Annotated in this window: 26 protein-coding genes; 6 read left to right on the forward strand and 20 right to left on the reverse strand. The window is 72.5% G+C overall.

The annotated features are described in order from the left end of the window. Positions 1-12: 12 nt before the first annotated feature. From N7925_RS35255 to N7925_RS35310, 12 genes are all read right to left on the reverse strand, one after another. On the reverse strand, positions 13-1,131 hold the full coding sequence (locus N7925_RS35255; RefSeq protein WP_265603579.1) for an AI-2E family transporter: 1,119 nt from the start codon (positions 1,129-1,131) through the stop codon (positions 13-15). An 88-nt stretch (positions 1,132-1,219) separates the two neighbouring features. Beyond that, a complete protein-coding gene (locus tag N7925_RS35260) occupies positions 1,220-3,433 on the reverse strand; it encodes a HelD family protein (protein WP_274346602.1) in 2,214 nt (737 codons plus the stop codon). 161 nt (positions 3,434-3,594) lie between these two features. Then, positions 3,595-4,854, reverse strand: coding sequence for a phosphopentomutase (locus N7925_RS35265; protein WP_274346298.1), 1,260 nt, complete (start codon positions 4,852-4,854; stop codon positions 3,595-3,597). Positions 4,855-4,865: 11 nt separating this feature from the next. Next, positions 4,866-6,029: a YhfX family PLP-dependent enzyme gene (locus N7925_RS35270; RefSeq protein ID WP_274346299.1), complete on the reverse strand. Its 1,164-nt coding sequence runs from the start codon at positions 6,027-6,029 to the stop codon at positions 4,866-4,868. Between the two features lie 2 nt (positions 6,030-6,031). Then, complete coding sequence (locus N7925_RS35275) at positions 6,032-7,165, reverse strand: aminotransferase class V-fold PLP-dependent enzyme (RefSeq protein ID WP_265603582.1); 1,134 nt, start codon at positions 7,163-7,165, stop codon at positions 6,032-6,034. Position 7,166: 1 nt separating this feature from the next. Continuing rightward, complete coding sequence (locus N7925_RS35280; RefSeq protein ID WP_274346300.1) at positions 7,167-8,123, reverse strand: phosphotriesterase family protein; 957 nt, start codon at positions 8,121-8,123, stop codon at positions 7,167-7,169. Between the two features lie 111 nt (positions 8,124-8,234). Then, the gene (locus N7925_RS35285; protein ID WP_274346301.1) at positions 8,235-9,569 is read right to left on the reverse strand and encodes a YhfT family protein; all 1,335 of its coding nucleotides are present in this window, start codon (positions 9,567-9,569) and stop codon (positions 8,235-8,237) included. 44 nt (positions 9,570-9,613) lie between these two features. Then, a complete protein-coding gene (locus N7925_RS35290) occupies positions 9,614-9,970 on the reverse strand; it encodes a DUF2620 domain-containing protein (protein WP_265603585.1) in 357 nt (118 codons plus the stop codon). A 77-nt stretch (positions 9,971-10,047) separates the two neighbouring features. Continuing rightward, a complete protein-coding gene (locus N7925_RS35295; protein ID WP_265603586.1) occupies positions 10,048-10,434 on the reverse strand; it encodes a PRD domain-containing protein in 387 nt (128 codons plus the stop codon). 97 nt (positions 10,435-10,531) lie between these two features. Continuing rightward, the gene (gene yhfZ, locus N7925_RS35300) at positions 10,532-11,470 is read right to left on the reverse strand and encodes a GntR family transcriptional regulator YhfZ (RefSeq protein WP_265603587.1); all 939 of its coding nucleotides are present in this window, start codon (positions 11,468-11,470) and stop codon (positions 10,532-10,534) included. 94 nt (positions 11,471-11,564) lie between these two features. After that, entirely contained in the window at positions 11,565-11,777 is a 213-nt protein-coding gene (locus tag N7925_RS35305) for a hypothetical protein (protein WP_265603588.1), read from the reverse strand. A gap of 135 nt (positions 11,778-11,912) precedes the next feature. Continuing rightward, positions 11,913-12,407 (reverse strand): hypothetical protein, encoded by a 495-nt coding sequence (locus N7925_RS35310; RefSeq protein ID WP_274346302.1) that lies wholly within the window; start codon positions 12,405-12,407, stop codon positions 11,913-11,915. A 232-nt stretch (positions 12,408-12,639) separates the two neighbouring features. Between N7925_RS35310 and N7925_RS35315 the strand changes: the two genes are divergently transcribed. Then, a complete protein-coding gene (locus N7925_RS35315) occupies positions 12,640-13,551 on the forward strand; it encodes a LysR family transcriptional regulator (protein ID WP_274346303.1) in 912 nt (303 codons plus the stop codon). Here the strand turns inward: N7925_RS35315 and N7925_RS35320 are convergent. Next, positions 13,540-14,622 (reverse strand): MerR family transcriptional regulator, encoded by a 1,083-nt coding sequence (locus tag N7925_RS35320; RefSeq protein WP_274346603.1) that lies wholly within the window; start codon positions 14,620-14,622, stop codon positions 13,540-13,542. The genes N7925_RS35315 and N7925_RS35320 overlap by 12 nt on opposite strands. Before the next feature lie 93 nt (positions 14,623-14,715). On the opposite strand from N7925_RS35320, the gene N7925_RS35325 reads away from it, so the two are divergent. Further along, positions 14,716-16,245 carry an alpha/beta hydrolase gene (locus tag N7925_RS35325; protein WP_274346304.1) on the forward strand — a complete coding sequence of 510 codons (1,530 nt, stop codon included), beginning with the start codon at positions 14,716-14,718 and terminating at the stop codon, positions 16,243-16,245. A gap of 42 nt (positions 16,246-16,287) precedes the next feature. Here N7925_RS35325 and N7925_RS35330 read toward each other — a convergent pair whose 3' ends face one another. Next, complete coding sequence (locus N7925_RS35330; RefSeq protein WP_215103269.1) at positions 16,288-16,698, reverse strand: Ohr family peroxiredoxin; 411 nt, start codon at positions 16,696-16,698, stop codon at positions 16,288-16,290. Positions 16,699-16,811: 113 nt separating this feature from the next. Here N7925_RS35330 and N7925_RS35335 point away from each other — a divergent pair, with 113 nt between their 5' ends. Further along, positions 16,812-17,300 carry a MarR family winged helix-turn-helix transcriptional regulator gene (locus N7925_RS35335; RefSeq protein WP_274346305.1) on the forward strand — a complete coding sequence of 163 codons (489 nt, stop codon included), beginning with the start codon at positions 16,812-16,814 and terminating at the stop codon, positions 17,298-17,300. A gap of 28 nt (positions 17,301-17,328) precedes the next feature. Here N7925_RS35335 and N7925_RS35340 read toward each other — a convergent pair whose 3' ends face one another. Together N7925_RS35340 and N7925_RS35345 are read right to left on the reverse strand one after the other, a co-directional pair. Continuing rightward, positions 17,329-17,874, reverse strand: coding sequence for a TetR/AcrR family transcriptional regulator (locus tag N7925_RS35340; RefSeq protein WP_265603594.1), 546 nt, complete (start codon positions 17,872-17,874; stop codon positions 17,329-17,331). 90 nt (positions 17,875-17,964) lie between these two features. Then, positions 17,965-19,476: an MFS transporter gene (locus tag N7925_RS35345; protein ID WP_274346306.1), complete on the reverse strand. Its 1,512-nt coding sequence runs from the start codon at positions 19,474-19,476 to the stop codon at positions 17,965-17,967. Positions 19,477-19,628: 152 nt separating this feature from the next. Between N7925_RS35345 and N7925_RS35350 the strand changes: the two genes are divergently transcribed. Beyond that, the gene (locus N7925_RS35350) at positions 19,629-20,240 is read left to right on the forward strand and encodes a hypothetical protein (protein WP_274346307.1); all 612 of its coding nucleotides are present in this window, start codon (positions 19,629-19,631) and stop codon (positions 20,238-20,240) included. Between the two features lie 136 nt (positions 20,241-20,376). Here the strand turns inward: N7925_RS35350 and thpR are convergent, their stop codons facing one another. Further along, on the reverse strand, positions 20,377-21,006 hold the full coding sequence (thpR, locus tag N7925_RS35355) for an RNA 2',3'-cyclic phosphodiesterase (protein WP_265603597.1): 630 nt from the start codon (positions 21,004-21,006) through the stop codon (positions 20,377-20,379). 225 nt (positions 21,007-21,231) lie between these two features. Between thpR and N7925_RS35360 the strand changes: the two genes are divergently transcribed. Beyond that, positions 21,232-22,260, forward strand: a complete 1,029-nt coding sequence (locus tag N7925_RS35360; protein WP_274346308.1) for an aminoglycoside phosphotransferase family protein — start codon at positions 21,232-21,234, stop codon at positions 22,258-22,260. Positions 22,261-22,285: 25 nt separating this feature from the next. Here the strand turns inward: N7925_RS35360 and N7925_RS35365 are convergent, their stop codons facing one another. Continuing rightward, positions 22,286-23,212, reverse strand: a complete 927-nt coding sequence (locus N7925_RS35365) for a LysR family transcriptional regulator (protein ID WP_274346309.1) — start codon at positions 23,210-23,212, stop codon at positions 22,286-22,288. 10 nt (positions 23,213-23,222) lie between these two features. Continuing rightward, positions 23,223-23,345 (reverse strand): hypothetical protein, encoded by a 123-nt coding sequence (locus tag N7925_RS36300; protein WP_443032335.1) that lies wholly within the window; start codon positions 23,343-23,345, stop codon positions 23,223-23,225. Between the two features lie 227 nt (positions 23,346-23,572). Between N7925_RS36300 and N7925_RS35375 the strand changes: the two genes are divergently transcribed. Then, on the forward strand, positions 23,573-24,184 hold the full coding sequence (locus N7925_RS35375) for a helix-turn-helix domain-containing protein (protein ID WP_274346310.1): 612 nt from the start codon (positions 23,573-23,575) through the stop codon (positions 24,182-24,184). Positions 24,185-24,274: 90 nt separating this feature from the next. Here the strand turns inward: N7925_RS35375 and N7925_RS35380 are convergent, their stop codons facing one another. Further along, on the reverse strand, positions 24,275-25,411 hold the full coding sequence (locus tag N7925_RS35380) for a PQQ-dependent sugar dehydrogenase (RefSeq protein WP_274346311.1): 1,137 nt from the start codon (positions 25,409-25,411) through the stop codon (positions 24,275-24,277). Positions 25,412-25,854 lie beyond the last annotated feature (443 nt).

Genomic DNA, 25,854 nt, shown 5'->3' on the forward strand with positions numbered 1-25,854 from the left:
GGGGGTCGGGCCCTACGCCGACGGGACCGGTGAGCCGTCCCCGTCGGCCGGGGCCTCGGCCCGGGGGGAATCCTCCATGAGCTGCTCGCGGAGGTAGTTCCAGACCACCCCGAGCAGCGCCGCCACCGGCACGGCGAGCAGACTCCCCACCACGCCGGCCAGGCTGCCGCCCAGCGTCACGGCGAGCAGGATCGTGGCCGCGTGCAGCCCCAGCCCCCGGCTCTGGATGATGGGCTGGAACACATTGCCCTCCAACTGCTGGACCACGACGATGATCGCCAGCACGATCAGGGCGTCCATCGGTCCGTTCGACACCAAGGCGATGACCACCGCCACGAAACCGGCGAACAGCGCCCCCACGATCGGCACGAACGCGCAGACGAAGGTCAGCACCGCCAGCGGCAGCACCAGCGGCACCCCCAGGATCCACAGGCCGAGCCCGATGAAGACCGCGTCCAGCAGCCCGACGGCCGCCTGGGACCGCACGAACGCGCCCAGGGTGTCCCAACAGCGGGAGGCCACCTCGGGGACGTCGGTGGCGAGCCGGCCGGGAAGCTGACGGGTCAGCCACGGCAGGAAGCGCGGGCCGTCCTTGAGGAAGAAGAACATCAGGAAGATCGCCAGAACCGCGGTGACCAGCCCGTTGACCACGGTGCTCACCCCGGTGACGGCGGTGGTGACCACGCTGCCGACACTGTCCTGGAGTTGAGCGGTCGCGGTGTCCAGCGCGCCGGTGATCTGGTCGTCGCCGATGTTCAGCGGCGGGCCGGCCGCCCACTCGCGGACCTTGTCGATGCCCGCGACCACCCCGTCGGCCAGCTCCCCGGACTCACCCGCCACCGGCACCGCGATCAGCGCCACGATGCCCGCCCCCACGAGCAGGGAGAACACCGTCACCACCGAAGCGGCGAGCGAGGGCCACCAGCCGAGCCGGCGCAGGAAACGGGCGAGCGGCCAGGTCAGCGTGGTGAGGAACAGGCCGACTATCAGCGGCCACACGACCGACCACATCCGGCCCAGCACCCACAGCGCGACCGCCGCCGCCACGAGGACCAGCAACACCTCTGCGGAGACCCGTGCCGACGTGCGGAGAGCAGCCGCGGTCTTTGTCGAACTCAATGGCGAAGACATGGCGTTACCCTATGGCTTCGCCAACGGTGTTCCGGCCACGCCCGCGGCCCGCCCACGCCGATCACCACGAGGGCGGCCGCCCGGCCCGTCACCGCAACGCCGGGGGCAGCTCCTCCCGGTGGACGATGCCCAGGCGCTGGGTGGCACGGGTGAGCGCCACGTACAGATCGCTCGTGCCGAACCGGGCGGGCTCCACGACCAGCACATGGTCAAACTCCAGCCCCTTGGCCTGGCGCGGATCCAGCAGCACCACCGGGCGCGTGAGATCGGGGGCCTCGCCCGCAGCGACGCCGTCCAGCGGGGCGGCGATCTCCTCGTGCAGCGCACGCGGCGCGATCACCGCGAGGCGCCCCTCCCGGGGCGTCAACTCCACGACCGCCCGGGCCACCTCGGCCGCCAGATCCTCTCCGGCATCCCGTGTCCACGGCTTCTCGCCGGTCGACCGCACCGAGACGGGCGCGGTGAACGAGGGGTCCCTCTCCCGCAGGACCCCGGCCGCCAGTTCCATGATCTCCGCGGGCGTACGGTAGTTGACCTCCAGCGTGACGTGCTCGAAGCGGTCGCCTACGTACGGCTGGAGGATCTTCTCCCACGATCCGACGCCGGCCTCCTCGGACGTCTGGGCCGGGTCGCCGACCAGCGTCAGCGAGCGGCTCGGCGCCCGGCGCATCAGCAGCCGCCACGCCATCGGCGACAGCTCCTGCGCCTCGTCGACGATGATGTGCCCGAACGCCCAGGTCCGGTCCTCGGCGGCCCGCTCGGCGGCGGTGCGGTGGTCGGCCTCCTCGTGCCGCTCCGCCATCCGCTCGGCGTCGATGATGTCGTGGGCGGCGAGGACCTCGGACTCCTCGTCCTCGAACTCGTAGCTCTCCGAGCCGCGCGACAGCTCCAGCACGCCCTGCGCGTAGCCGACCCGCTCCTGACGGGCGGCCTCGGCGGCCGCCTTCTCCGCGCTGTCGTCCACCCCGAGCAGCTCGGCCGCCTCGTCGAGCAGCGGTACGTCGGCGGGCGTCCACGCCCCGGCGGCGGCCGGGCGGCGGATCGCGTCGGCGTCCTCGTCCGGTACGTACACCGGGTCGGCCAGATAGTCGGCGAGGAAACCCTCGGGGGTCAGCGGCGGCCACAGCTCGTCCGCGGCCGCGTGCACCTCCTTGCTCAGCGCCACGTCCCGGCCGAGCTGGGCCACGTCGTCGGGGCCGAGGAAGTTGGGCCCGCCGTAGGGGTCCGCGCCGATGCGCTCGACGAGCTGCGCGGTGAGCGCGTCGATGACCCGGAAGACGAAGTGCGGGCGGGCGAGATTGTGCGGCAGGCGGGTGTCCCTGGCCGCCTGCCGGGCCTCGTACGCGATCTCCCAGTCCAGGACCAGATCCCCGCCGTCCTCGTGCGGGATGACCATCGCCGCCCCGGGCTCGGGCAGCCGCTGCCGATCGTGTACGGCCAGGGCGAGCGCCTCGGCCATCGGCTCGCCTCCCTTCACGGCCGCGGCGCGCGGGGAGTCCGTGCCGGTGGCGTGCACCCCGGGGAACAGCTCCGCCTGCGTCGCCAGCAGCACCCCGGTCTCGCCCAGGGCGGGCAGCACTTCCGCGATGTAGCGCAGGAACGCCGGGTTGGGCCCCACGATGAGCACGGCCCGCTTGGCGAGCAGCTCACGGTGCTCGTACAGCAGGAAGGCGGCCCGGTGCAGCGCGACGGCCGTCTTGCCGGTGCCGGGTCCGCCCTCGACGACGAGGACGCCCCGGTGCGGAGCCCGGATGATGCCGTCCTGCTCGGCCTGGATGGTCCGCACGATGTCGCCCATGCGTCCCGTGCGAGCGGAATCGAGCGCCGCGAGCAGCACGGCGTCGCCGTTCGGATCCTCGAAACCGGTGCGGTCGCGGTCCCCGAGATCGAGGATCTCGTCATGGAGCTCGGTGACCGTGCGGCCCTCGGTGGTGATGTGCCGGCGCCGGCGCAGACCCATCGGCGTGTGCCCCGTGGCGAGATAGAAAGGACGCGCCACCGGCGCACGCCAGTCGATCAGAACAGGGGTGTGCTCGAAGTCGTCCTCACGGATCCCGATGCGGCCGATATGGTGGGCGAGCCCGTCGGAGCGGTCGATGCGGCCGAAACACAGTGAGCCATCCACCGCGTTGAGCGCGGCGAGCAGACCCGAGCGCTCCGCGACGAGGATGTCGCGCTCCAGCCGCGCCTGCTGGCCCGTCCCGACCGGCGTCAGCGCGTGCTCGACGCCATCGGCGGCCACCCCGCGCAGGGCGTCGACCCGGGCATGGAGCCGGTCGATGAATTCCTGCTCTTCCCGCAATTCGTCGCTTTCCCGGTTTGACAAAACGGCTCCCCGCCAGATATATTCGTACTCATAAGGCCCCCGAGCGGGGCCTTTCTGCATGAGCGCAGAAGAATCCAATATACCCGCGATAATCCCCGGACCGCAATGACGGTCCGGGGATAGTGCGTGCCCGGCGACTACGACCGGAGCGCGTCGGCCCGCGCCTCCCCGTCCGTGCCGATCGGCGTTCCCGCCGCCAGGTCCCGCGGGGAGAGGGCCAGCGACCGGGCGGCCGTCGCGCCCACGTCGGCGAGACTCCGAGCGTCCGGCAGCAGCTCCACCCCGGCCCCGTCGGGGCGGTGGATCAGCACCGGCACGTACTCCCGGGTGTGGTGCGCGTGCCCGATCGAGGGGTCGTTGCCGTGGTCGCCGGTGACGATCAGCCGGTCCCCGGAGCCCGTGAGCAGTGCCAGGAGCCCGGCGAGCCCCGAGTCCACCTGTTCCAGCACCTGCCCGTAGCGCCCGGTGTCCTGCTGGTGCCCCGCCAGATCCGTCTCCTGGACGTTCGCGACCACCAGGGCGTCGCCCCCGGCGCGTACCGCGTCCAGGGTGGACGCCAGGACATCGGCGGTGGCCACGGCCGGCCGCCGGTCCGCCACTTCGCACACCAGGATGTCGGCGGCCTTCCCCACCAGGGTGACCGGGATGCCGGCCCGCGCCGCGAGAGCGGGGAGCTGGCGGGTGTGGTCGAGCGGGGCGCCCAGGTGCTGAACCTCCAGGCCGCCGTTGCGGTAGAACCCGGTGGCCGGGGTGTCCAGCCCGACGGTGCCCGCGTCCCCGTCCCGTACGTAGGAGCCGAGCGGGCCGTCCGCGTGCCCGCCCACCGCGATGACCCGGGCGACCGGGGCGACGGCCCGCACCGTGCGGGCGACGGCGAGAATCCCGCCCGGACCGTCGAACGGCAGATCCTCCAGGCGCCCCGAGGCGTTCCAGTTGATCCCGGGGTCGGCCTCCAGGTTGTCATGGACCAGCACCGCCCCGTCGACCACCAGCAGCGGCTTCCCGTCCAGCCGCTCCGCCCGGTGACCGGCCGCCGTGAGCGCCTCGGTCACCTCGTCGAGGTGGTCGGCGAGCCGGGCCACGGTCACCCGGCTGAAGTCCGCGCCCATCATGGTCTGGTGACCCGCGAAGGTGTCCGCTCCCGGGTAGCCGAGGGCGGCCCGGCCCGCCGCCACGGGCAGCCGGGTGCTCCGCGCCAGGTCTTGGTGCGGGTGGACCAGACCGAGGCCCAGCGCCCCGAGCACGGGGAGCCGCAGCGGCCGCCCGAACGCGGCGCGGGCGTGGTCGAGGACGTGCCCGCAGGTGTCGGCGGCGAGGTCGCCGGGGCGCAGGGCGCCCGCGTCGGGCATGGCGCCGACGCCGAATCCGTCGATGACGACGATGACGGTCCTGGCCATGGAACAGCTCCTTACAGGGCTCGGCCGTGGGCGTCGTAGAGCCCGTTCAACCGGGGCCTGCCGGAAGCGAGCCCGGAGACGACGGCGACGGTCGAGCGGGTGACGAAGATCTGGGTGCGGAAGGCGAGCAGCGCGGTGTCGCCCAGCCGGACGTCCGAGCCGGACGGGGGTGCGTCGAGCAGCCGGTAGTAGTCGATGTTCTCGGCGGGGGCGTCCTGCACGCCCAGACGCGCGCCGGTGCGTGGCAGGAGGGCGCCACGGATGCGGGAGCGCGCGTAGAACCCGCCGCCGAACAGGGCCGGGCGGCCGTCGTCGAGGGTGTGGGCGACCTCGCTGACGTACACGTACGCAGGCTTCTCGGGCTGGGCCGGGTCCAGGGCGTGCAGCGGCGTGGTGCCGGTGAGGGCGTGGCCCGGCTCGCCGTGCGTGGCCCCGCGCTCGGCGAGCAACGGCAGGGACGCCATCGAGGTGGCGCTGGGCGCGCTCAGCCTCAGGTTCTGGTGCCCGCGCGCCGCCAGCAGGTCACGGGCCTTGAGCGCCAGGTCGAAGGTGGCCGTCGCGGCGGGCAGACCCGTCTCGGGGTCGCACAGCACGCACGGGAAGGCGGTGACGCCGGCGATCCGGATGCCCGGCAGCGCCTCGGCCGCCTCGGCGAAGGCGTCCAGCCGCTCCACGGGAACCCCGCCCTCCTGCCCCGGGTAGACGACGCCCCCGGCGCCTTCGAGCCGGATCAGCACGTCCTGGACGAAGCCCAGCTCCCGGGCCGCGTCCGAGACGGCACGGGCGTTGGCCAGGTCGAAGACCGTGACGTTCTCCGGCCGCCACGCCAGCATGCCGGGCAGGGCCCGCCGGGGGATCTGGACGAGGTGGCCGAGGTTGCCCGGCCTCGCCCCGGCCGCGTGCAGGGTCCGGGCCTCGGCCGGGTCGATGGCGGCGGAGCGGGGGATGTGCCGGGCGACGGCCCGGATCAGCTCGGGGTTGCGGCCGATCTGTTTGACGACGAACCACAACCCGATGCCGAGGCGTGCGGCCTCGGCCGCCAGAGCTGCGGCGTTGGACTCGACGGCGTCGAGATCCATCACATATGTGTCGGGCGGGATCTCACCACGCCGGTGCAGGGCGGCCGCGGCGTCGACGAGCTCGGGGTTGCGGGTGAGCACGGTGTCGAGAAACACGGTCAGTGGTCCTTCGGGTCGGCCATCGCGGCGAGCGAGCGGCGCAGGATGTCGATGACGAGGTCCGCGCCGGCCCGCATCGGGTTGACGCGCACGGTCCAGTCGGCCAGCTCCGGGGCGTCGTCCAGGGCGGAGCTGGACATCCGGTAGAACAGCGGCGCGATCTCGTAGCGCGAGTTGGACCCGACGGGGTACGGCGCGGCGCCGAACCGTGCCGCGACGGACGGCAGTTCCGCGGCGACGGGCCGGTCCAGGCGGATCAGCAGGCAGCGGTCCTGGGCATTGGCGACACGCACCTCCGCCACCCCGTCCACCTCGCCGGCCGCGAGCCGTTCGGCGACCTCGGTCCCCACCTGGGACTGCACGGCCCACAGGAGCGGTACGTGGGTGAGGGCGCGCAGCGCGTCCAGCGCCTGGTGGCCCTGGACCTGCCCGCCACCGGAGTAGTTGTCGCGGCGGACGCCCTCGACCAGGTCGCGCGCGCCGACGACCAGGCCGACGCCCTCGGGCCCGTGGAGTTTGAACAGGGAGAAGCAGGAGGCGTCGGCGCCCAGTTCGACCCCGGCGGCGGGGGTGCGCATGACGGCGTAGTTGTCGTCCACGATCGTGCGGACCCCGGCCGACCGGCAGGCGGCGATGACCTCGGCCGGATCGTAGGAGTCGGCCAGCCGCTGCCGGGTGTGCTGCACGTACGCCCAGCGGAACCGCCCGGACGCCAGGGCGGTGTCGAGCGCCGCCCGGTCGTTGAAGTCCGCTTCCGTGGTGCGTACGCCGATGCCCCGGAAGGTGACCTCGGTGGTGCGGTAGACCGGGGCCCGGTGGATCAGCAGATCGTCGCCCGCCCGGACGACGGCGTTGAGCGCGGCCCGGATCGCCCCGGTGCCCGCGCCCTGGACGAGGGCGGCGTCCTCGGCGCCGAAGAAGTCGGCGAGGACCGCCTCGACGCGGGCGGTGGTGCGGGGCCGGCCGAGGCCGGGGACGACCCCCGCGTCGGCGGCGAACAACTGCTCGCCCTCGAAGTGCGCGGCGGTGGCCTCCAGCAGCCGGAACTGCCGGGCCGCGGCGTCCTCCAGAGCAACCGTCGGCAGCGGAAAGGTCACGGGGAGCGCGGGCGGGGGTGCGGGTGCGGGGCTCATGTCAGTTCTCCTCCACGGTCGCGCCGGTCAGGAAGCGCACCGGATTGCGGCGGGTCAGCAGGTCGATCAGGCCGTCGTCGGCCCCGGCCGCCCGCAGCCGGGGCAGGAAACTCGCGAAGAGGTGCCCGTACCCCTGGCCGCCCTCGTTGCGCAGATAGCCGTGGCGGGAGATGTCGCAGCTGAGCAGGGCCCGGTCCGCGTGGCCCGCCTCCAGCAGCGCGAGCAGCAGCCGCAGCCGTGTCTCGTCGCTCTGGTACGCGGTCTTGCCCACGGTGTCGAACGCGACGTACGCCCCGCTCGCCGCCAGCTCCCGGTGGACGCCGGGGTCGTCCAGGAGGTCCTGATGCCCGATGCTCACGCGGTGGGCGGGCAGGCCCTCACCGGTGAGCAGCTCCAGCTGGGCGGGGCCGCCCCGGCCGAGCTGGGCGTGGGTGGCGACGGAGAGGCCGGTGGCGAGCGCGGCGCGTGCGCCGGCCCGCAGCACCTTGGCCTCGGCGGCGGTGGGTACGTCGCCGTGGCTGCCGATCTCCCCGAGGACGCCGGGCCGGACGCCGCTCCCGTCGATGCCGTCCTCGATCTCCCGGACGAGGATGCGGGTGAGGGCCGCCACGTCGAGGGCGTCGATCTCCGGTGTGTGGAAAGGCTCGTAGTACCAGCCGGTCGCGGCGACGACGGCGACCCCGGTCTCCCGGGCGATCCGGGACAGCGCGCGGATGTCGCGTCCCATGCCCCGGCAGGTCAGCTCGACGACCAGGGTGAGGCCGTACTCCTCGCGCAGTGCGACGAGTTCGGCGGCCACGGCCGCCGCGTGGCGTTCCGGTCCGAGGACGGCCGCACCGTCGCCCGCGCGGTCCAGATCGAGGACGAGGTGCTCGTGGGCGAGAGCGGGGCCGCGTACCGAAGCGGCCAGCAGCTCTCCGGTGACGGTGCGCAGGGTGTGCGGTGCGGGGTGGTTCATCGTGGGGCCTCCTGCTCCATGTGCGGCACGGCCTTCTCCGTGTACGGCACGGCCGTCTCCATGAACGGCACGGCCGTCTCCGTGTGCGGCACGGCCGGATCGGGTCGGGCCTCAGCCCTTGACCGGGGTGAACAGGTCGAGCCAGTACAGGATGTTGAGGAGGACGCCGCCGACGATCACGGCCGCCGGGGCCGCGGCCATCCTCACGACGGGCCGGCCCATCGACTCGTTCAGCAGGTAGAGCCCGCCGACGACGAGGATGCCGAGCCCGCCGCCCATGGCGTTGGCGGCCATCAGCGAACCGAACAGGATCGCGAGCTGGAGGGTGTCCCCGATGGCGCTGCGGAGGTGCTCCGATGAGTCCCGGACGCTCGGCAGCTTGCCGAGCACCTTGCCGATCCAGGAGAGGGCCAGCACCTCGGCGGCGAACACGAGCGCACCGACGACGGCGGCCAGGAAGGGGTTCGGCATGAGGTACCCGATCGGGTACACCAGGGTGAAGCCCGCGATCCCGTACGCGCCGGAGGCCAGCGCGGTCGTGGCGATCAGCGGGATGAAGCCGAAGACCCGGTAGAAGTCGACCTGTGCCGCCTCGGCGTACTGCCCCTTCGCGATCAGGAAGCTGGTCGCCTCGCCGCCGCCGAAGATGTGCATCTGGGCGAGGACGCACACGCCCGCCCCGAGCAGCATGAACAGCGGCAGGTACTTCCGCAGCCGGGTCGCGCTGGCGCTGAAGAGGGACGCCATCGGGTCGTCCCCGGTCACCTCCTCCCCGACGCCCGCCGCCCGGTCGGCCCGGCGCTGCCGCAGGTCCTTGGAGACGGCGAGGCCGATGAGCATCAGCACGCCCACCGCCATGGCCAGCGCCCCGGCGAACATGGTGGGCCACAGCTTCATCGTCATGACGACCAGGGCCAGTTCGACGACGCCCGCGATGCCGCCCCACTTGCGGCCGAACTGCTTGGTGATGGCGAGCACGGGGAAGAGCGTGAACAGGAACAGGATCGGCGTGGACATCTGCTGCATCGCGGTCAGGAAGTCGACCGGGAGGTCATGGGCGATGTTGTTGGCGCCGTTCAGTCCGAAGACGACCACCGCGCCCCACGCGCCGCCGAGGATCGGGGCGAGCCACTTCTTCGGTGACAGCATCCCGAGGATGTCCGTGGGCAGGAAGAGCAGCCACGGGTTCAGCACACCGGTGGACAGGGCCATCGGCGCGCCGAGCCCGAAGATGAACCCGGCGGAGAGCCCGAAGGAGACGGCCGTCGTCGCGCTGCGGGTGGTGCGCCCCTGGATGAAGTCGAGCAGGAAGGGGCGCACGCCGTCGTTGAAGACGGCCAGCGCCATGTGCGCGATGAACGCCGTCAGCGCGCAGAGGGCTATCACGGTCAGTTGCTGGGCCAGCGAGAAGTCGAGTTCCGCGCCGGCGGCGAGAGTGGTGCTCACGAGTCACTCCTTGGTGCCCGGGATGATGATGAAGGAGGCTGTGATCAGCCGCGGGCCGCGATGGCGCGGGCCATCAGCGGGGCGACGACGTCGATCTGGTCCATCGAGAAGCCGAAGGCCTTCTTGCCGTCGGCGAGCAGGGCGGCGATCGCTTCCTCGGTGGGGACGCTCCGGCCGAAGGTGTGGCAGGAGGCGCTGCCCAGGAGGCCCACGAGCACGCCCAGCGACGCACCGGCGCCGGTGTGGCAGGTGCCCAGGTAGTAGTCGGCCTGGCCGACCCGCAGCTTCATCGCGGCGTCCATGTCGCTGGAGGGGACGACGTCGAGGGAGTCGATGCCGAGCTTGCCGATGGCCTGGGTGACCTCGACCTTGCCGACTCCACCGGTGAGGATCTTCGTCATGGCTGTTCTGCTTTCTGCGGGTGTCCGCGGGGTGAGCCACGGAGAGGGGGTGTACGGGAGAGGAGGGCCCTGAGCGGTCAGGACATGGGGGCGGGCGGGGAGCTCCGGGGCAGCACAGCCAGGTGCATGCCGAGGAAGTTGATCTCGGATCCGGGGAGAGCGGCCCCGAGCTCCCGCTCGGCCCGTGCGGCGACGGCCCGGGCGCGCGCGACCGCTTCCGGGTGGTCGGCCAGCTCGGCGGCGACCTGGTCGTCGGTGAGGAACTGCTCGATCGGCTCACCGTTCAGCAGGCGGCCGATGGCCATCATGAGATGGCTGGTGAGCATGGACGCCGTCGCCTCGGTGACGAGGTGCCCCTCGGCTTCCAGGGCACGCAGTTCGGCGGCGACGAAGTCGGCCACCTCGGGTTTGACCTGACCGCCTTCGCGGAACAGCTGGATCCGCAGTGCGAGCTGGTCGTCCATGATGGTCCTCCTCAATCAACAATAACCAGGATTCTGTATTTTCAGGGTATGCGGCGCTCCGGAACATCCGCGTCGCGGCGGCCGGGCCCGGCGGGTGTCAGTACGAGGGAACGCGTTCCCCCCGCAGCACCTCACTCTGCAGCCGCGTCACCGTCGACAGGTCGAGCGACTCGCGGACGGCGGCGAGAGCCTTGGCTCCCTCGGTCCGGCCGATCACGGCGGCGGTGGAGTTGCGCAGGGCCAGCTCCCGGGTGACCTCGGCGCCGAGCGGCACCACGTCGACGCCGAGACCGAGCCGGTCCTGCGCCTCGTCGAGGTTCCAGACGGTCGCGTCCACCTCGTTCCGTGCGAACAGGTCGTGCAGTTGCATGTAGGAGGCCTCCCGCCACTCGATGTCCTCCCGGCCGGCGAACACCCGCTCCACGAGCATGCGGAGGTCCTCCGAGGCGTGGTCGACCGCCACCCGCAGCCCTGGTGCGGCCAGGTCCGCCCCGTGCCGTACGAGCATGCCGTGCGCGCCGACGTAGGTGGCGGGGCCGAGGTCGGCCACCAGCTCCACCGGATGCTCGGCGATCAGCTGGTCGGCGGCGAAGCGCGACAGCACCACCAGGTCGACCTTGCCCTCCAGCAGGGCGGCGGTGCGGGCTCCGGCGCCCCGCATGAACGTGATCGCGAACGGTGCGCCCGCCTCCTCGAAGGCGCTGCGCAGTCCGGTCGCCAGCCCCTCGTACCTGCGGGAGTAGGGGAGCGGCATGGCTGCGAGCAGGGTGCCGAGGCCGGACAGCCGCCACAGGACGGTGCGGTCCGACCGGACCAGGAAGGTCCCCAGGTGACCGCGCGCGGTCGTGGAGATCGCCCCTGCCTCCTCCAGCAGCTGGAGGGCGGCCTGGACGGTTCCGTTGCCGCAGCCCAGCTCCTCGGCGAAGTCGCGCACACGGGGCAGCCGGGTGTCCGGCTCGTGATGCAGGAGCAGGACGGCCAGCTGCCGGGCGGCGAGGCCGTTGCGCGTGAGGAGGCGGTCGTCGAGGTCGTTCACGAATCAAACAGTAAACAGGATTCTGGATACTGACAAGGGTCGCGCCGCCGGTCCTGCGCAGAGCCGTTCTGCGCGGAGCCGTTCCAGGTCGGAGTCAGTCGGGCAGGGGGACGCGGATCACGGGGTCGAACGGGTGCTTGTTGAAACCACTGCGCACATTGCGGCAGCTCGGTGCCTTGCACATGAAGAACTCGTCCACGCTCCGGCGGCCCGTCCGGCCGCGGAGCCAGGTCTTCTCGTCGGAGGTGAGAGGGCGGTGCTGCTCATCGGAATCGCAGGTGCAGCAGTACATGGCGCGGGCCGGCACGGGACCTCCTGAAACGGGCGAACTGGCAGAAGGTGAAGCATATGAGGGCGCACGGGGCGTGAGCGGTCTGCGGCGCGCGCGATCCTGTCGGTGTCGGTGCCGGTGCCGACTGAGTGCTTCGACCGCGCCGATCGCCTACTCCAGGCCGTTGCGCGCGGCGAGACTCAACAGGGCGCCGATCAGAGCGGGTTCGAGGCCCAGCGCCGTAAAGGTAAGGGGTGGTGCACCCCGCCGTTCGACCTCGACACGGTGGGATGCCATGAGGAGGGAGGCGCTGCTCGTCCTGCGCAGACCGGTCACCTCCCGCCACACCACCGCGTCCCGCACCCCGCCGAGCGGGCCGGTGACGGCGATGCCTCCCTTGTGCAGTCGGCACTGGTTGCCGCCGTACCGCGCTGTGACGAAGCGCCACACCAGCCGCAGTCCGAACAGGACGAGCACCACGGTCGCGGCCACGGCCCCCTTGAGCAGCGCGGAGTTCGGCCTGATCCACACCAGCGCGACGATCAGGACGACCACCAGCAGGGTGACGGTCCGCACCGCGCACTGGGCGAGCGCGCCGACGAGCCCCACGGCGTGGTACGTGCCGATCCGCTGCCCCAACTCCGGTCCGCTCCGGGTCTGCCGCACGATGAACCGCCTTCTCGGGATCGAAGCGACCGGTGCCTGCCCATCCTCGGCTGAGCGAGCGGCGGGCCCGGACGGCCGCGCGTCCGTCCCTCGGCGCCGCCGCGCACCCGACGCTATGACTGCCCGAGACATGACACCAGCGACCGCATCGCATCGGACCCATGCGCAACCGGAATGCGATCGGGGAGGATGCCGGTGTCCGGGCGACGGGCGCGGCGAGCAGGGGGAAGACATGTGGGAGAACGAATCGCTCCGGTTGCTGGTCACCGTGGCCGAGACCGGATCGTTCACACGGGCGGCGGCCCGGCTCAACTACACGCAGTCGGCGGTGTCCCGGCGGATCGCCGCGCTGGAACACCGGGCGGGCGGGCCGCTGCTCGTACGCCTCCCGCGAGGTGTACGGCTCACTCCCGCCGGGCGGGTGCTGCACCTGCACGCCGTGGACGTTCTCGACCGGCTGGCCCGGGCCGAGCGGGACCTCACCGTGCTGCACGCCGGAGACGGTGGGCCGCTGCACACGGGCGCGTTCGCCACCGCCAACATCGCCCTTCTGCCGACCGCGCTGCGAGCCCTGAAGGACGCCCGGCCCGGGATCGAGGTGGTGGCCGCCGAAAGCCCGACCGGCACGCTGATGCGGCAGCTCACCGACGGAACGCTGGACCTCGCCGTGGTGAGCGACTACCCCTACGGCCTGCCACCGGCCGACGGGATCACGACCACCGTGCTCTGCGAGGACGAACTGCTCGTCGCCCTCCCACGCCGGCATCCCCTGGCCGGGGCCAAAGCCGTCGACCTGTACGAACTCCGCGACGAGACCTGGATCCAGAGCGCGTACGGCGACCGCCCCACGGTGCTCGCCGATGCCTGCGCCCGAGCGGGCTTCACCCCGGGAAACGTCATGCGGATCGCTGGGTGGGCGGGAAAGTTCGGCTACGCGGTCGCCGGGCTCGGCGTCGCCCTGGTCCCCTCGCTGGCGGCGCCGGCGGTCCCCGGGGAACTCGTCCTGCGCCCCCTCACCGACCCCGCCCTGCGCCGGACCGTGCACGTGGCGCTCCCCGACACACCGATCGCGGCGGCCCTGGCCCTGCGGGAGTTGCTGCACGGGGCGGTCGCGGAGCCCGAACAGCCCCGCTCACCGGGGTGATACGGCCCGCGCCCCGTCAGGTACGCCCGTTCCGGGCGAGGGTGCGAGGGGACCGGGCCCCTCCCGCGCGTCCAAGCCGTCCACCACCTCCAACTGCGCGCCCAGGGAAGCCAGGAGCCAGTCGTGCGCGGAGCCCGGAGTCGGCTCGGGGCGGCCGCCGGGAGCACTGATCACCTCGGCCGTCAGGTCCCAGTAGCGGTCGATGCGCGGATCGGCCGCGAGCCGGCCGGCCAGTACGCGGCGGAAGGCGACCGTGTCGGGGGCGCCGTACGTGCTCGCGTACGCGTCCACGAAACCGTCCAGCGCCTCGCCGGGACAGGGCTCCGCATCGCGGCGCAGCTCCCGGCCCGCCAGGTCGTAGGCCTCGGCGAGACCCGCGTACAGCACGGCCGACGCTCGGGCCCCCGCGCCACCGTGCGCCCGAGGCTGGCAATAGCCACCGCCCCCGCCGCCGCACGGACGGGTCACGTAGGCGTGCAGCCGTGCGAAGGCGAGGACCTGGTCCGGCCGCGGGTCGTCGGGCAGGTCCGGCACCGCCGCCTCGAGGAACGCGGTGACCGACCGGGCGGGCATGCGGGGCGGCAGCCACGTACGCCAGAATCGGGCCAGCGAGGCGGTACTCGGCGGGGCGGCGACCGCACCGACCAGCCGCAACCGGTCGGGCCGTTCGGCCGGCGGGCTCTCCTGCACCAGCCTGAGCGCGGCCTCCCGCCAGCGCAGCGCGGCGAGCTCGGAGCCCAGGGAACGCAGCCGGGCGGCCACGGCATCCTCCAAAGCGCCCCCTTCCCCGGCCCTGTCGCCCCGCTCGTCCTGTCCGCCGTGCTCGTCCTGCTCGTCCTGCTCGTCGAGGATGCGGCGCACCTCGGGAACCGGCAGGTCGAGGCCGCGCAGGGAGCGGATCATGCGCAGCCGCTCCACGGCCTCCGGGGCGTACCTGCGGTGGCCGCCGACGCTGCGGGACGCCTCCGGAAGCAGCCCTCGGTCCGAATAGAAGCGGACGGTCTTGACGCTCACGCCCGTCTGCTCGGCCAGTTCGCCGATGGTGCACAGACCGTCGTACGACGAGAACACTTGAACCTCCACCAGGGGGAGTTCCTACGGTAACGGCGAGCGCTGCCGGGAGATCGGGCCGGGGCGCGGAAGACACCGTGACGAGGAGGGACCATGACTGTATTCATCCTGGTGGCCGGGGCGTTCACCGGACCGCACGTGTGGCGGGACACCGCCGCCCGGCTGGCCGCGGACGGCACCGAGGTGCGAACGGTGGCGCTCACCGCGCTCGGCGGACGCCCCGCAGATCCCGGCGAGGCCGTCGACCTGGAGACCCATGTCGCGGACGTGCTCGCGGTGATCGACGCGGTGGCGGCGGAGACCGGCCGGGAGATCGTGCTCGTCGGCCACGACTACGGCATCCACCCGGTGCTCGGCGCGGCCGACCGGAGGGCCGGGGCGATCGCCCGGATCGTCTACCTGGACGCCGGGATGCCGCGGGACGGAGTCCCCGCCCTGGCCGCCGTGCCCGACCAACGACTGCGCGAGGAGGTGATGGAGCGCGCCGCCGGGAGCGGGGAACGGGGGGCCGGCGGTGAGCTGCCGCCCCCGGCCCGGGACGCGTGGTCCCGCTGGGGGAGCACCGCGGGTCTCTCCGGGGCGGCGCTCGACGGGCTGACCGCCCTCGCGGCACCGCAGCCGCTGGGCACGCTGCTCCAGCCGCTGCGGCTCACCGGAGCCGTCGCCGACGTGCCCGTGACCGGGGTGCTGTGTACCAGCAACGGGCCGGGCGTTGACATGCTCCAGATCCTGGTGGACGTCGGCGATCCGGCGCTCCGGTCGCTGGCCGAGGCCCGGGTGCCCTTCCTCGAACTGCCCACCGGGCACTGGCCGATGCTGTCCTGCCCCGCCGCACTGGCCGAGACCCTGATCGAGGCCGCGTCCGGCGGGGGCCATCGGCTGGCCGTCGCCGACGCCTCCCGTACGCCCGCCCATCTGCGGCCGTTCCTCCTCGACGTGCCCGAAAGGCCCCGCGAGCGGACCGGAAACACCGACCTGTACCTGCCGGACGGTCCGGGCCCGCACCCGGCCGTGGTGTTCGTGCACGGCGGACCGGTGCCCGCCGAGGCACGGCCCACGCCCCGGGACTGGCCGACCCTGACGGGATACGCACGCCACGTCGCCGGGCAGGGAGTCGTGGGAGTGACGCTCGACCACCGCCTGCACGCCGTGACCGGCTACGAGGTGGCCGCCGCGGACGTGGCCGACGCGGTGGAGCGGGTGCGCGCCGACCCGCGGGTGGACGCGGACCGGATCGTCCTGTGGTTCTTCTCGGGCGGAGGACCGATCATGGCGGACTGGCTGACGGACCCGCCGCCGTGGCTGCGCTGCGTGGCCGCGAACTACCCGATCCTCTCGCCGCTGCCGAGCTGGGGGCTGGGCGACACCCGTTTCCACCCGGTCCGGGCCCTCTCCCGGGCCGGTAGCCTTCCCGTCGTGCTGGTCCGGGCGGAACGCGAGAGTGCCGAAATCGCCGCGACCGTCGAGGAGTTCCTGGCCGAGGCCGCGCGCTGCGGAGCGAACGTCGAGGTCATCGACGTACCGGAGGGGCGGCACGGCTTCGAGACCCTCGACCCGACCGACGGGGCGCGCGAGGCCGTGCACCGCGCGGTGGGCGCGGTGCTGGCCCGCTTGAAGGGGTGACGTCCCGATGCGGACCAGAGGGGGTGGTCCGGGGCGGGGCGACTACTCGATGACCAGCTCGACGTCGATGTTTCCCCGGGTGGCCTTGGAGTACGGGCAGTAGGCGTGGGTGGCCTCGACGAGCTTGCGCCCGGCCTCGCCCGCGAGGGTGTCCGGGAGTTCCACGCGCATGACCACCGAGAGCCCGAAGCCGTCGCCGTCCTTGCCGATGGAGACCTCGGCCGTCACGGACGCGTCCTTGGTGTCGACCTTCATCTCGCGACCGACCGCGGCCATCGCGCTGGCGAAACAGGCGGCGTAGCCGGCGGCGAAGAGCTGCTCGGGGTTGGTGCCCCGGCCGTTGCCGCCGAGAGCCGGAGGCATGGCGAGGGGGAGGTCGATCTGACCGTCCGAGCTCACGGCACGGCCCTCGCGGCCGTTGGCGGTGGCGGCGGCGGTGTACAACGCGTCCATGGGTGACCCTCCACTGGAGCCCCGACCGGGCTGGTCGCGGCGACACGAATAAAGATTGCACACAACTAAGTTGTGCACAACTCAATAGGATGGTCGGCGGTACGCTGGTTCTCATGACCACTGCTCCGGGCGGCTCGCCCGATCTCTCCGGCGTGCCCGACGCGGAGCTGCTGCGACTGGACCACCAGGTCTGCTTCTCGCTGCACGCCGCGTCGCGCGCGTTCGGCGGCTTCTACCGGCAGGCTCTCAAGGATCTGGGCCTCACCTACTCGCAGTACCTGGTCATGCTGGTCCTGTGGGAGCACGGCCCCCAGCCGGTCAAGGGCATCGGGGACCGCCTCCAGCTGGACTCCGGTACCCTCTCGCCGCTGCTGAAGAGGCTGGAGACGGCCGGACTGGTGCGGCGGGAACGCAGCCGCGAGGATGAACGGTCCGTTCTGATCGACCTGACCGACGAGGGCGCGGGTCTGCGCGAACGCGCGCTGTCCGTCCCCCGTGGCGTGCTGGACGCCACCGGCCTGTCAATGGACGAGGTTCTGGGGCTGCAGGACGTCCTTGGCCGTCTCACCGCCGCCCTGGGCGAGGCCGTCGACGCCTACTGAACCCCCGAGGGCCGGCCTGACCGACGGTTCAGCCGTCGCGGTGGGTCAGGGCGTCGGCGATGCGGTCGGCGACCGCCCGCCGCATGACGGGGTCCAGTCGCTCCGCGGTCAGGGATTCGTACAGCCACAGGCCGTCGGCCGCGAGGCGGACGACGAACCGGTCGAGCGCGGCCGGATCCTCGGCCGCCGACGCCGGGGACGGCGCCCACCGTTGCGTCACGGCTTCCCACACGGCCGCGTGCGCGGGGTTCGTCGAGCCTTCGAGCATCAGCAGAAGCTCGGCCCGTGTGGCGCTCTGGATGGCGACCCGGGTGTAGGCGGCGAGCCGTTCCTCCCGGGTGGCCTCGGCCGCGGGCTTCCCGGCCGCCGCGACCAGGTCGGCTTCCCATTGGTCGGCCAGGTGCTGGTGGATCGCCCGGACGAGGTCGTCGCGCGAGGCGAAGTGGTAGAGGAGGCCGCCCTTCGTCAGCCCTGCCTCCGCGGCGACGGAGTCGAAGGTGACGCTCTTGACGCCTTCACGTTGTACGACACGGGTGGCGGCTTCCAGGATCTGAGTCCGTTTGCTGGTGCGCATGGGTGGCTCCCGTGCCGTCGGGTCGGTGGTGTGCGGTACTCGGTGGTTTGCCGAGCTCAGAGGTGTACGAGCTGAGTAGGGTACGGCGCTTCAGTGGTGCCCGGGGCCGACGGACAGCGCCGAGCCGGGGCCGTGGCGGCGCAGCAGCACGCCGGTCGCGAGGGCGCCGACGGCGAGGATGGCGGCGACCACGATCATCACGGCGAGGTACGCGCCGTCGAACGCCTCGGAGGCCGCGGTGACCAGCGCGCTGTTGGCCCCCGCCCCTTCGCCGGCCAGGGCGAGCGCGCTGTCGAGGCTGTCGCGCGCCCGTTCGGGCACCCCGGTGGGAAGGTCGATGGTCGCGGAGTACACGGCGGTCAGCAGGCTGCCGAGGAGCGCGACCGCGATCAGGCTGCCGAACTCGTAGGAGACCTCCTCGACGGATGAGGCCATGCCCGCCCTGCGGGCCGGGACATTGCCCATGATCGCGCTGGAGGCGACGGACATGGCCGCGCCGAGGCCGCTGCCGGTAATGATCAGCCCGGTGACGAGGAGGCCCATGCTGGTGGCGAAGTTCGTGAGCACCAGCACGGTGCCGACGGCACCCAGTGCGAGACCCCCGGTGATGAGGGGCAGCAGGCCGACCCGGTGGAGGATCGCGCCTCCGAGCATCGCCGTGGGGAAAGCGCCCAGGGCGACGGCCGCGACGAGGAACCCGGCCCGCAGCGGGGTGAAGCCCTCCACGAGCTGGAATCGCTGGGTGGTGACGAGCTGGATGCCGGCGATGGCGAAGAGGGCGAATCCGGCGGCCAGCACCCCCGCGAGGAAGGCCCGGTTGCGGAAGATCGCGAAGTCCAGCAGCGGGTAGGGCAGGCGGCGCTGGCGTCGGGCGAACGTCCATCCGCCGACCGCCGCCGCGAGGACGGCGGCGGCGATGACGGCCGGGGCGCGGTCGGTCTTCGCCGTCTCCTTGATCGCGATGACGAGGCCGACCAGGGCGACGAGCGCCAGGAGCGAGGAGAGCAGGTCCCAGCTCTTGGAGGCGTCCGGGTCGTTCGGCGGGGCGAGGAACCACGTGGCCACGACCGCCGCGAGGACGACCGGGATGTTGATGATGAAGACCGATCCCCACCAGAAGTGCTGCAGCAGGATCCCGCTGATGATCGGCCCCAGCGCGCTGCCCACGACCGCCATGGTGCCCCAGACCGCGATGGCCATGTTGCGCTCGCGCTCGTCGTCGAAGGTGACGCGGATCAGGGCGAGGGTGGCGGGCATCATCGCGGCCGCGCCGACAGCGAGGAAGGCCCGCGCGGCGATCAGGGCCTCCGGACTGGTGGAGAAGGCCGCGACGAGCGAGGCCGCACCGAAGACCACGAGGCCGATCAGGAACATCCGCCGGTGTCCCACCCGGTCACCCAGCGTGCCGCTGCCCAGGAGCAGACCGGCCATCACGACCGGGTAGGCGTTGATGATCCAGAGTCCCTCGGAGCTGCTCGCGCCGAGATCCTCCACCAGCGTCGGCAGGGCCGCGTAGAGGATGGAGTTGTCCAGCGTGATCAGCAGGAGCCCCGCGCTCACCACGGCCAGGAGCAGCCAGCGCCGCTTGGTGCTGATGGTCATCCTTGAGAGCCTCACTGTGAGAACCGCCCGATCTTCATAACTGTACCTGACGAAAGGTACAGTTATGAATCTGTGCATGACAGGTGATCCTGTCGGTAGCCGATGCGACAAAGCTGATTGCCAAGTGATGCAGTGACAGGTAGAATTGTCGCATGGATGATGTGAAGGCGATCCCGACCCCTGATCAGAGCGATGAGAACTTCTGGGCCACGGTCCTGACCCCGGTGGACCCCGCCTGGAACGAGCCCCGCGACGAGGACACGTTCGCCATGGACGAGCAGGTGCTCGACGCGGTCCGGTCACTGGCGGAACGGATATCGACGCGCGCGCTGGCCTACCGCGCGGCGGGCAAGCCCTTCGACGCCGCCCTCATGGCCGCGCCCGATGTGCAGCTGGCGATGGTGCGGTCGCTCTACGAGGCCAAGCGGTCCGTCGACCGGCTGGCCGAGAGCGCGGCCACCGTCGCCGGACGCGGCGGATCCAGCTACGCGCAGCTCGGCGCGGCCTGGGGTGGCATCAAGCGCCAGTCGGCGCGCCTCAAGTGGCCGCACGCGGTGCCCAAGAAGTCCGCCAGCGAGTCCATTCCGCTTCATTACGCGGGCGGCGACGCCGTGATTCACCACGATCCGGGCGCTGACGCCTGGTGGTACACCGCCACGGGCGCGGACCTGCGGGAGGACGAGTCGGAGGCCGTCCACGGCACATCGGCCGAGGCCATCGCGCGGGCCACCGAGTTCCTGCTGTCGCACGACCGGCCCGCGTGACACGGCCCGCGTGACACGGCCCGTATGACACGGCCCGTATGACACGGAACCGCGTGGCACGGAACCGTACGACACGGAACCGCGTGCCGTCGGTCATCGGTCAGCGCTACGACCGCCGTGGGAGGACGGCGGTCGTTCAGATCCCGTCCGCTCCGCGGTGGAAGTCCCAGGCGTCGATGTCGCGGTAGTGGATCGGCCCCGGGCCCCGGCCGATGTTGCTGCCGACCAGGTGGAGACGGACGGCCTCCCAACTCCGGCCGTTGAACGCGGCGAGCCCCGCCGCGGCCTCCGCCGTGGCCGCGTGGTCGCCCCGGCGGGACCGGGCCAGCGTCAGATGGGGCCGCAGCGGCCGCTCGGGGAAGGAAACACCGCACTCCCTGACGAGGGCGCGTACGTCGGTGGCGAGGTCATGCAGCCCTGCGAGGTCCCCCGTGACCCCGGTCCACAGCACCCGCTCGTCGAAGTGCCCGCCGCCGTGCAGCGCCAGCCGCAGGGGACGTCGCCGCGCCGCGAGCCCGGCGAGCGGAGGCATCAGAGGCGGGACGGCGGAGACCGGCAGCTCACCGAGGAACGCCAGGGTGATGTGCCAGTCCTCGATGCGGTTCCACCGCAGGCGGGGATGGGCGTCGTAGGCCGGGCGCAGCGCCCGTGCCAGCTCGTCCTTCGCGTCGTCGGGCGGGGCGAGCGCCAGGAACACGCGGGTCGTCGTGGCCCGGACGCGTGCGTCCGCAGGGGGGCCGGTCACGGCTTCGAGCGGTTCGTTCACCTGCCGTACCGTACGTGCCGGCCACGACCCCGCCGCAACGCGGGGCCCGGTGCCGGACTCGGGCGCGGGCCGACGCCGTACCGTACGGCGCCATGCGGCCCGGAGCGGTGCCCGGAACCCGCGGGCGGCACGGAGAAGAGCGTCTCGACCCGCCGCCGCTCCACGGTCGGGCGGGAGGCCGGGCATCCCCCGGTCGGGAGGTGACCCCCGTGCGAGGATGAGCGCATGAGATCGCGGCTGCCGTGGGGGGACGGGTTACGGACCGGACTGGGCGCGCCGGGACGTTCCCGGCGGTTGAGCAGCAGCCCGCGCTCACGGGTGTGGCGGGTGGAGACGGCCGGGGCGCCGGTGGTGGTGAAGCAGATCGTCGACGGCCCCGACGCCGATGAGCGGTACGCCCGTGAATTGGCCGCGTTGCGTCTCGCCGCCGGAGCCGACCCGGCCGTGGTGCCCGCGCTCCTGGGCACAGCCCCCGACGACCGGGTGCTGGTCCTGGAGCATGTGGACCACCGACCACCCTCCCGCGACTGGATCGTGGACTACGCGGCGGCACTGGCCCGGCTGCATGCCGTCGCGCGCCCCGAGCACGCCGGAGTGCTGCCCCGCTGGCAGGGCCCGGACGCCGCCGACGCAGCCTCCTTCCTCCGGCTGGCCGCCGCTCTCGACGCCCCCGTCCCTCCCGGCGTGCCCGGCGAGCTCGACGACCTCGTGCACCGGCTCGCCCGGGCGCCCGGGCACGCCCTGCTCCACGGCGACCCGTGCCCCGGCAACGACCTGCACACCCCCGGCGGGGCCCGGTTCATCGACTTCGAACAGGCCTCACTGGGCAGCGGACTGGTGGAGCTCGCCTACCTGCGCATCGGTTTCCCGACCTGCTGGTGTGTCACCGCGGCGCCCGCCCCGCTGCTGGAACGGGCGGAGGCCGCCTACCGCACGGCCTGGCGCACCGAGACCGGCGATGAACTCCACGGCGACCTCACCGACTTCTGCGCCGGCTGGCTGATCCGGGGCGACGCCCTGGTCCAGAGGGCCCACCGCGAAGGCACCGACCACCTGGCCCGGATCCCGGTGCGCGACTGGAAGTGGGGCACCGTGACCGCCCGGCAACGCCTCGTCCACCGACTCGGCGTCGTCGGCGGTATGACGGCCGGCGGCGATGTTTTGAGCGGACTGAGCGCCCTCTGCACGGACATGCGCCGGCGGATGCTCGCCCGCTGGCCCGGGCTCCGGCCCGTCCCCGCGCAACGCCCCTGAGCCGAGGCGGTTCGCCGCGCGGGCGTCAGCGGGCCCAGCCCGGTGTCCACGCGTCGGCCGGCGGCGTCGGCCGTACCTGCGCGAGGTACCTGCGCAGCGCCGCCAGAACCGGGTGCGGATTGCCCGTCCGGTACACGAACACGTGCGGATAGACCGGAGTCGGACCCACGACCGGGATCCGCCGCAGGTCGTGCGAGGCCGGCCACACATAGCGGTCCCGGGAGCCGATGAGTGTGGCCAGCGCCGCGGAGTCGGCGATCGAGTCCATCAGCGCCTCGGTCCCGAAGTCGGGCCCGACGGCGTCGATGCGCAGACCGAAGTCCTCCGCGAGCCGGTCGTAGTAGGCGGCCCACTCGGTGCCCTGCTTGATGCCCGGGATCCAGATCCGGTGCCCGGCCAGCTCCGCCGGGGCCAACGACCGGGCGGAGGCCAGCGGGTGGCGCGGTCCGACGAGGAGCTGCAACGGATCGTCCAGCACGCGTTCGGCGCTGATCCCCTCGGGCAGCGCGCCCGCGGGCACGGCGCGGAAGGTCGCGTCGATCTCGCCGGCCCGCACCGCCTCGGCCGCCCCGGCCACGTTCGCGTCCGCGAGCGTCACCACGTCGAGGTCCGTGCCGGGGTGGGCCTGGTAGAAGCCCCGTACGGCCAGCGCCGGGGCGATGCGTCGGTGGAGCACGTCCACGCGCAGCACCCGGTCCCCGGGACGTACCGAGGCGACGGCCCGCTCCACGGCCCGCAGCACCTCGCGTGCGTGGGGCAGGAAGGCCTGCCCGTCCGCAGTGGGGCGCGCTCCGCGAGCGGTGCGGACGAACAACGTCACCCCGAGCACGCGTTCCAGGCCCGCCACGCGCTTGGAGACGGCCTGTTGACTGATGCGCAGGTCCACGGCGGCTTCCCGGAACTGTCCGGTGTCCGCGACGGTGACGAATGTGCGCACGGCTTCGATGTCCACGCCCTGAAGCCTAGGGGCCCTCCACCACTGGTTGTGGCTCCCCGACCGCAGGGTGGGAGTCCGCGGCGCTCTCCGCGGTACGGGCCGGCCGCAGCGGCCCCCGGACCAGCACGTAGAGGAACAGAGTGGCCATCACGGCGACCCCCGCCCACATGGCGTTCTGCCAACCGTCGACGAACGACTGTCGCGCGGCTCGGACCAGCTCCTGGGCGTAAGGGCCCGCCCCGTTCGCCGCCTCGACGGCGTTGGCGACGCCTTCGCGCGCCCGGCTCGACGGGCCCTCGGGGACCCCGTCGAGCCGGGAGTCGATGGCACCGTGACGCTAGGCGCGCCATGCTCCATTGGCATATGCTCATGCCTATGACGCAAGAAGATGGTGAGTTGGACAGCCTGGTACGCAAACGCATCCGCGCCCTGCGCGTGGCCCAGGGCTGGTCCCTGGAGGAGCTCGCCGCCCGTGCGAAGGTCAGTCAGTCCACGCTCAGCCGCATCGAGAACGGCCGGCGCCGACTGGCACTGGACCAGCTGGTCACGCTCGCCCGCGCGCTGGACACCTCCCTCGACCAGCTGGTCGAGACCGCCTCCGACGACATCGTCTCCAACCCGATGATCGACGGGGCCCACGGTCAGCTGCGGTGGCCCATCAAGGCGGAGCCCGGCATGACCGTCATCCGTCAGCGCATGACCGAGCCGCCGCCCGACAACCCTTCCCGGCTGCGCGCGCATCCGGGCCGCGAGTGGCTCGTGGTCCTCTCCGGCACCGCGATCCTGCTCCTGGGCAACCGGCGCCTGCGGATCGAGACGAACCAGGCGGCTGAGTTCCCCACGATGCTCCCGCACGCGATCGGCGCCGAGGGCGGGCCGTGCGAGCTGCTGGGCATCTTCGACCGGGACGCCCGCCGTGGCCATCAGCGCGGCGAAGGCGCGGAGAGGGCGAGCCGCTCTGCCCCGCCCGGGCGGAGCCTCCCGTGACCCGTGCGGGGCGGCGCGTCGGAGTGCCTGCCGTACGGCCGGACCCCCGCCCGTGGTCCGCGCGGCTGACCGCCCGTGCGTTTCAGCGGCTCACGCGGGGTCGACGCGGGAGACGACGCCATTGCTGCCGAGGACGTACAGCTCGCCGTCACCGCCCTCGGCGAACGACACGACCTCGCCGCCGCTGACTCCGAGGTCGCCCACGCCGGTCACCTCGCCGTTCTCCAGCTGGAGCGTACGCAGCGTGCCGTCGCAGTAGTCGCTGAACACGTAGCTCCCCCGAAGGTCCGGGAGCGCGTCGCCGCGGTAGACGAATCCGCCGGTCACCGAGCAGCCGAGGCCCGTACGGTCGTACTCGTGGACCGGCGGGGTGTGGTTCGCCGGCTCCGTGCCGCCCCGGAAGGGGTGGGTGCCCTCCATGGAGGACCAGCCGTAGTTCTCGCCGCCCTCGCTGTCCGCCGGGGCCCAGTCGATCTCCTCCCAGTCGCTCTGGCCGACATCGCCGATCAGCAGGTCGCCCGTGCCCGCGTCGAAGGAGAAGCGCCACGGATTGCGCAGCCCGTAGGACCAGATCTCGTCCTTCGCATCCGCGTCGTCCACGAACGGGTTGTCCGCCGGGATGGCGTACGGTTCGCCTCCGCTCGGGTCGATCCGCAGCAGCTTGCCGAGCAGTGTGTCGAGCTTCTGCCCGTTGCCGTGCGGGTCGCCGCCCGATCCGCCGTCACCGAAGGCGATGTACAGATAGCCGTCGGGGCCGAACTTGATGTCCCCGCCGTTGTGGTTCGCGTACGGCTGCGTCTGGGTGAGGACGGTGCGCCGGGTCTCCGGCTGAAGCTCGCCGCCCTCCACGGCGAACTCGTCCACCGTGCTGGTGCCTTCGAGGTCCGTGAACGAGACGTAGAAGTGCGCGAAGGTCTTGTCGAACGCGACGCCCAGCAGGCCGCGTTCGCCGTCCGTGGTGGTCTCGTCGGAGATGTCGAGCACGGGTGCGCCGAGGCCCTGATCGCCCAGGACCCTTACGGTGCCCGCGCGTTCGGCGATCCACAGCGTGTCATCGGGTCCGGCCGCCCCGGCGGACGGACTCTGGGCCCTGGCCACTTCGGTCAGGGACGCGTTCACCGGCTGAACCGGGGCGGCGGGCTCGTCGGCCGACGCCGTGGCCAACGCCAGCGACGTGACGAGGCAGAGCGTGCCGATGATCGCCGAGCTTCTGGTGCGAGATTTCACCGTGGCCTCCTGGAGGCGGCGAATGGGGGAGATCACCCGGCTGCTCGAGCGGAGTTGCGTGGGGGGCACGAGCCGGCAGGCAACCTGGGTGGGGGAGTTGGTGTGTCACCGGCTACAGGCGAGGATAGAGGGACGGATGCGGTCTGGCCCAGACCAGTGCTGTGGCGCCTTCTCCCGCGGCGGCGCTCGCACATCCCGCAAGTCGGTAGTCGGCCAATCGTCGACGCGAACACCACCGCTGATCTACGCGTGCCGCTTGTCCGGCTGTCGGTGGGAGCGCTCCAATGCCCTCCAACTACACATCCGTGCAACGTAATTGCGCTACATCGCTTGACAGCCATCGAATGCCACGCCACTTTGGGAGCGCTCCCACACGCACGCTTCCCCACTCGAATCCCCATACCTCCTGAGCGTCACGGACCCCTGAACCAGTCCGTCGCCAC

The organism is Streptomyces sp. CA-278952, from assembly GCF_028747205.1.
Classification (GTDB): domain Bacteria; phylum Actinomycetota; class Actinomycetes; order Streptomycetales; family Streptomycetaceae; genus Streptomyces.